The organism is Phyllobacterium sp. P5_D12, from assembly GCF_054049495.1.
Genome location: NZ_JBFUMG010000216.1, coordinates 1 through 7,163, shown reverse-complemented (window position 1 = coordinate 7,163; position 7,163 = coordinate 1). Strand labels below are relative to the sequence as shown.

Here is a 7,163-nt window from a genome sequence, read left to right as displayed (position 1 = left end):
TACACCAAGTTCGGCGGTGCACGCAAAGAGGAAGCCCTCCTCGAAAGCGGAGAGGACGACGCGGTCGGGGGTATCGTTCGCTTCCAACGCAACTTCTAGGCCAGGCCGGGCGAACTTTGGGAGCGGCCCGCTCGACCTGCCTCGAAATCGAACGACATATCACCGCGTCGATGTATGTCCCTCTGCGGACGCGAAGTCGCTCCTCGAACTCTTCCTGGACACGGGAAAAATTGAGGGCCGGTTGCCAAGGCTGCAAGCGCACCCGATAGCGCGCGCTATCGTTGTCGAGGGACTCGCCCGCGTTAGTCTCGGAACCTTGGGCCATATTGACTGCCCAAGGCGAGCGCCCCTCAAGCGCACGCGCCAATTGGCAGTATAGTACTGTGTATCATACGCCCCTAACGTTGCTGGAGAGCTTTTCGAAGGCAGTGGGTGGTTGCAGGCAGTTGCACACGCGATCGGCGCGGTGGGGCCGAAAGGATCGGTGTCCTCCACTTGCAGGATAAAGGGTGCCGCGGCCGGAACCCTCAGGGGTTAGTGGCTGATATCATTGTCAATTTCACCCTTTGGCGCGCAAATCCGTCTTCTTCACGCACCACAATGATCGTTGCAATCGGTACGAACACGTGAGCGTGAGACCAGCAGGCCTGCGCGCCCCATAATGATCGGTCGTCCTTTGGGGATGTTGAATACAGTAACATACTTGCCCATTGGCGCAGGCAGAACCCATGATCGCAGTTCAGAATTCGCAACACGACTGTGCGACACCCATGAAGGTGTCCGGCTTGATGACGTCGAGAGATCGACACCCAAGGCAAGGAGGCAGGTGATGACGACAAAAGCCAAGACATCCGATCACAGAATCGACCATTTTTTTTCAATGCCGGCAGCACGTGCGGATCGCTGGCGTGATATCGTGGGCGCTTCGCGGGCCTGGTCGASSGGKCGGTCCGACAAGGCCGCGGTTGAAGCGGCTTTTGCAGAGTTGGGGCCCATCGAGGAGTTCCATGCGTTTCCCGGCCCCGGACTGATGGGCGCGCTGCGCGAAAAGTTGCAGGGCGACAATGCCGTTGGCTTCACCGAACTGGTGCGGCGCGTCTCTGCCGCCATTGTCACACGCGACTTCAAGTACGACGCAGCCGAGTGGGGTACTGCCGACGAGGTTGCCGACTCGCCCGCCGACGTTCTGCCGCCGACGCTGGGCGGCAGGGAAGCAAGGCGTCCCTATTTCGAGATGCTGATGGTCGCGCCTGGTGCCACCACGCACGCTGTCTATCAAATCGCGGAAATGCGGAAGCTGCGCCGGCCAGAGGACGCGTTCATTTACGAGATGGTCGCGGTGGAAAGCTTCGAGGATGCAATCTGCGCCGCCATCATAAATCCCTATATTGCCGCCGTGACGATTTTCGAGGGCTTCACCTATACTTCGCGCCACCCGGCTCCCGTGCTGCGGAGCGTTCTGGCCAACCTCGTGCCCGAGGAAGCGAGAAGGGAAGACGCTGATCTGTCGCTGCTGTTGGCCAATTCGCTAAAGCGCTTGCGCCCGGAGCTCGACGTCTATCTGCTCTCGGATCGCCGGGTGGAGAGTTTGGCCGGCGATCCGCGGGCCGCTTCCATACGTCGGGTGCTTTATGCCATCGAGGAGCCGCTGGAGCTCCATCTATCCGTGCTCGAAGGCATTCAGCGGCGCTTCGAAACCCCTTTCTTCGACAATTTGAAGAAGTACGCCCGGCGGCCAATTAGCACCTTCCATGCGCTTCCCATCGCCCGTGGCAAGTCAGTGTTCAAGTCCGACTGGATCCGCGATATGGGCGAGTTCTACGGCATCAATCTGTTCCTTGCAGAAAGCAGTGCGACAACCGGCGGTCTCGACAGCCTGCTTGAGCCGACGGGCAACATCAAACGTTCACAGGAGATGGCCGCCCGCGCTTTCGGGGCAGACCACGCGTTCTTTGTGACCAACGGAACCAGCACCTCGAACAAAATGGTGCACCAGGCGATTGTGGCCCCGGGTGACATCGTCATCCTCGACCGCAATTGCCACAAGTCCCATCATTACGGATTGGTACTTGCGGGTGGGCAACCGCTCTATGTTGACGCATTTCCGATGACCGAATACTCGATGTACGGCGCAGTGCCTCTCGCCAGCGTAAAAAAGGCGCTTCTGGACCTCAAGGCGGAGGGCAGACTCGATCGGGTCAAGATGGTGGACCTGACCAACTGCACCTTCGACGGCCACATCTACAACACGCGCCGCGTCATGGAGGAATGCCTCGCCATCAAGCCAGATCTCGTGTTCCTCTGGGATGAGGCGTGGTTCGGTTTTGCGCGTTTTTCGCCCGTATTGCGTCCTAGAACCGCAATGGGCGCAGCGTCCGCAATCGGCGCTTGGATACACGATCCTGCCTCGATCAAGGCATACGAGAAGCAACAGAACGAACTCGGTTCGGACCCTTCGGCAGATAAGTTGCTGGAGACGCGGCTGATCCCGGACCCACGCAAGGTGCGGGTTCGCGTCTACCAAACCCATTCAACACACAAATCGATGTCCGCGCTGCGTCAAGGCTCTATGGTGCTCGTAAAGGACGTCGACTTCCACACAGTCGAATCGCAGTTCCATGAGGCAGTTTTCACCCATGCCTCGACCAGCCCGAACCAGCAACTGATCGGCAGTCTGGACGTGGCGCGGCGGCAGATGGAGCTGGAAGGCTACGGCCTCGTGTTGAACGCGATCGAGATATCGCTCTCCATTCGGCGCGAGGTCAACTCCCATCCCTTGATCTCGAAGTATTTCAAGGTGCTCGGTGCCGATGGAATGGTTCCGGCAGAATACCGCAACAGCGGGTTCGTAGATTTCCTGGCTCCTGGCACGACGTGGGCCGAGCAGGTCCGCAGCATGCACGAAGACGAGTTCTGCCTCGACCCCACCCGGATGACGTTGGTCTGCGGAACGGCAGGTTTCGACGGAACCGAGTTCAAGGCGCTGCTCGCCAATACATACGACATCCAACTCAACAAAACGTCGCGCAATTCGGTCCTTTTGCAATCCAACATCAACAATACGCGCAGCGACGTCGCGCAGTTGCTCCGCGTCCTGCTGGAGATCTGCAACGGCATTGAGGCCCGCCTGGTTCATGGGGGCAGCGGAGGGCAGGACGCTTTCGCAGCCCGGGTGAAGTCTTTGATGACCGATGTGCCGGACCTGCCGAACTTCAGTCACTTCCATGAGGCGTTCCGTCAGGACGCGGGCCGGTCCACGCCCGAGGGAGACATGCGCACTGCCTTCTACGGTGCTTACGACGCCGCGGGTTGCGAATACGTGACCCTGCACGGAGAAGAATGCGACCGCCGGCTTCGTGAAGGGCCAGAAATGGTCTCGGCCAATTTCGTCATTCCTTATCCACCCGGCTTCCCGATCATGGTGCCCGGCCAGGTGATCACACAAGAGACCATCGAATTTATGCGCAAGCTCGATGTGAAGGAGATACACGGCTACGAGAAAGCGCGCGGGCTCAAGCTTTTGCGGCCTGATGTCATCTCCGCCAAGTCGAAACGTTAAAGGGGAAAGCGACATGCAAACATTCTTCGAGTTTCTCAATGCCAACCCCTTCATGCTGCTCTTCCTGACCGTAGGGCTCGCAGTTTGGATAGGACGGCAGAGTGTGATGGGCTACGGGCTCGGCATGGTGGCGGCTGCCATAATCGTCGGCTGCGGKCTCGCCGTCGTCGGATCGATTTAYGGCGTGAARTTRGAGTTGAACAATTTTACGAAGAGCATGTTTTATTACCTGTTCATGTACGGCGTTGGACTGCGGGTCGGACCSTCGTTCATGAACAGYTTGGGCGGGGACGGGATCAAATTCACCGTATTGGCGTTCGTCAGTTGTATCGTGGGRCTGACGATCGTCGTGCTYGGCGCAATTATCTTKGATYTMCCGTTGGGGACCGCAGGCGGAATGCTGGCCGGCTCTCAGACCATGTCCGCGGCRATYGGATCGGCCGAACAAGCCGTGACYTCAGGAGCGATGGCTCTKCCGGCCGGCACRACACCCGAGCAGGCGAGCGCGATGATTGCGCTGTCTTATGGCATCACCTACATCTGGGGAACGGTCGGCATCATCTTGATCACCAAGTATCTGCCCAAGTGGTGGGGAGTGGATGCSCGTGCCGCGGCCCGCGCATACGAGGCCGAGCACGGGGTGGCGAGCGGCGATGCACCGACGCTGTCCGGCTGGACGGCCGGAGGGCTACGCGCCTATCGGCTCGAGAACGCSGCTTGGAAAGGGCGCACAGTCCGTGAGTTGCTGCACGAGAATCCGGAATACCGCGTAGTGAACGTGGTGCGGGGCGGTGCRCCCCAAGARCTCACWGGAACGCTTTCACTCCAACTTGGCGACGTCATYGCGCTCGGCGGCCGGCGGGAGACGCTCTCCGACAAGATGGGCTTGATCGGGCCGGAAGTCGCAGACAAAATTGCACTCGACATCCCGCTCGACTCTGCGGAGATTCTCGTTACCAACGGCGAGATCGTCAAGAARACACGCGAGGAATGGCGAGCWCTGCCGGGGGTCGATCAGCTGCAGGTAACGGCACTGGAGCGAGGCGGAGTGCGGCTACCCATMGGAAACGATACCAAGCTACAGCGGATGGAYGTGGTGACCGTGGTWGGACTGAAGGATGCGGTCAACAAAGTTGGAGCACTGTTCGGACGGGTAGTAAGGCCCTCCAGCGCGACCGACCTTCTGACGCTGTCGCTCGGCATGATCTTGGGCTTGTTGATTGGTGCAATCCAGTTCCCWGCGTTTGGGGCATCGATTGGACTCGGCAATGCGGGCGGGCTTTTGGTCTCAGGCGTGATCGTCTCGTCGGTGGCATCCCGTTTGCGCTTCTTCGGCAATACCCCGTCGGCGGCGCGCAACATCCTGGAAGATCTCGGCCTCGTCGTGTTTGTCGCCATCGTTGGAATCAATGCCGGCAACTCGCTCCTTGCTCAGTTGACCKGGGCCCTSGCGCTCAAGATTTTYCTRGTTGGCTTCGTCGCCTGCTCGGTTCCGCCAGTCATCGTCTGGGCCATCGGCTTTCACATATTCAAAATGAACCCAGCTATACTTATGGGCGCTGTAGCCGGCGCGCGCAGYCACAGTGGGCCTTGCCGAGAGGCAGCAGTYGAAATCCAATCGAATGTACCCTGGATCGGTTTCCCCGTCGGCTATGCGGTTTCAGGGGTCCTGCTTACGGTGTTTGGCTATTTCGCGATGATCTTGTCTTGACAGCCCGCTTCGGACGATACGGATGCTTTGGCGATGACGTAGCCAAGGCTCCGCCAGCACCGAAGCTGCAAAGCTAAATTCCACGCGCCAACTAAGAGCCAATGAACAGTAGCTGTTCCAGCGGAAACTTACATAAATCGCACTGTTGTTCGGCTGAACTGGGAGATAAAACGGGGGTGGCACAAAATGGCCTTTTTGGTGCAGGCGCTTCAGGACAATCCTGAACTGGCAATCTTTCTCACGCTGGCGATCGGCTTTCTGATCGGCCGCGTCAAGATTGGAAGCTTTAGTCTGGGCATAGTGGTGGGGACACTCCTGGCGGGGGTGTTGATCGGACAGCTCGACATCAAGATTCCGGCGATCGTGAAGACAATTTTCTTCGATCTTTTCCTCTTTACCACTGGATACAAGGTAGGGCCGCAATTCTTTCGCGGACTGAAAAGTGATGCGCTTCCTCAAGTGATGTTGACCATCATTCTATGCGTTGCATGCTTGCTCACGGCATTTGGGTTCGCAAAGCTTCTCGATTACGACGTCGGTACGGCCGCAGGATTGCTTGCCGGGGCATTTTCGGAATCCACGGTGATCGGAACTGCCGGAGAGGCCATTCAGCGGCTGCCGATCCCTGCGGCGGAGATAAATGGTCTGCTGAACAACATTCCGGTCGCCTATGCAGTTACCTACCTTGTCGGAACGGCCAGCCTCGTCTGGTTTCTTCCGACAATCGGACCCAAGCTGATGGGAATCAACCTGCGCGACGAAGGTTTGAAAGCACAGGCTGCCGTCGCGGGTGCCGACGAGGTGGAATTCGGCGTCACCTCGGGAGCGAAGTTCTTCGATGTTCGTGCGTATCGTGTCACGAACCCTGATTTCTTCGACAAGTCCGTCGCGCAACTTGAGGCGCTTCCGAAGAGCGCCCGTGTCTTCATCACACGTATCCGCCAAGTCGGCGAGATCGTCGAAGTTTTGCCCGGGTCGGTCATTCACAAAGACGATGTGGTGGCTGTGCTCGCCCGGCAGGAAATGCACGTGAAGAGCGGAGCGGTTGTTGGTCCGGAGGTGGATGACAAGTCGCTGCTCGACATCCCTATTGAAGTACTGGATGTCGTGGTTACGCGGCGGCGGCTCGTGGGAAAGGCGCTCGCAGAACTCGTACAACTTGAATTCGCCAGAGGGGTCTTTCTGCGAAAGCTTATGCGGGCAGGGGTCGAGATGCCTATTGAGGCCGGCACCCGGATCGATGGGGGTGATGTGTTGCGGCTGATCGGCACCAAGCCGGAGGTTGAGAAGGCGGCAAAGGAGCTGGGGTATGCCGACCGTCAGACGACCGCGACAGACATGGTCTTTGTGGGGACGGGCATCGTACTCGGAGGTCTCGTAGGCCTGCTCTCGGTTACAATTGGAAGTATACCGCTGACCCTGACCGCCAGCGGAGGCGCTCTCGTCATGGGTCTGGTCTTCGGCTGGCTTCGGTCGGTATACCCTTTCTTCGGTCGAATCCCGGAACCCGCAATATGGATCTTCGACACCGTCGGGCTCTGCATCTTTATCGGCGTGGTCGGCCTGAATGCCGGCCCCAGTTTCATTTCGGGTCTTCGGGAAACAGGGCTCAGCCTTGTGGCCGTGGGACTGGTGTCCGCCTTGCTGCCTCATACGATCGGGATATTGTTCGGCCGTTATGTCCTGAAAATGAACCCTCTCGTGGTTCTCGGAGCCTGCGCGGGAGCCGGGACGATAACGGCCGCCCTTCGAGCGATACAAGACGAGGCCCGCAGCAATGTTCCCGCACTGGGTTATACCGTTCCATATGCAGTCGGGAATATTCTGCTCACGGCGTGGGGACCAGTGATCGTCGCATTGATGACGATAGGAAAATGAAATACTGTCGTAGGT

The 7,163-nt window shown here is 58.6% G+C and carries 3 protein-coding genes; all 3 read left to right on the top strand.

Annotation, left to right across the window (positions count from 1 at the left end; genetic code table 11):
• The first annotated feature begins 829 nt into the window (after nt 1-829).
• Nucleotides 830-3,559 (top strand): decarboxylase, encoded by a 2,730-nt coding sequence (locus ACXJ5O_RS14905; protein ID WP_457300562.1) that lies wholly within the window; start codon nt 830-832, stop codon nt 3,557-3,559.
• Nucleotides 3,531-5,270, top strand: coding sequence for an aspartate:alanine exchanger family transporter (locus tag ACXJ5O_RS14900; RefSeq protein WP_457300561.1), 1,740 nt, complete (start codon nt 3,531-3,533; stop codon nt 5,268-5,270). Before ACXJ5O_RS14905 ends, ACXJ5O_RS14900 begins: the two co-directional genes overlap by 29 nt.
• Before the next feature lie 186 nt (nt 5,271-5,456).
• A complete protein-coding gene (aspT, locus tag ACXJ5O_RS14895; protein ID WP_457300560.1) occupies nt 5,457-7,148 on the top strand; it encodes an aspartate-alanine antiporter in 1,692 nt (563 codons plus the stop codon).
• Nucleotides 7,149-7,163: the final 15 nt, after the last annotated feature.

Excerpts from the sequence above, each read along its gene's own strand:
- aspT (WP_457300560.1), top strand. The coding sequence starts at position 5,457 with ATGGCCTTTTTGGTGCAGGCGCTTCAGGACAATCCTGAACTGGCAATC.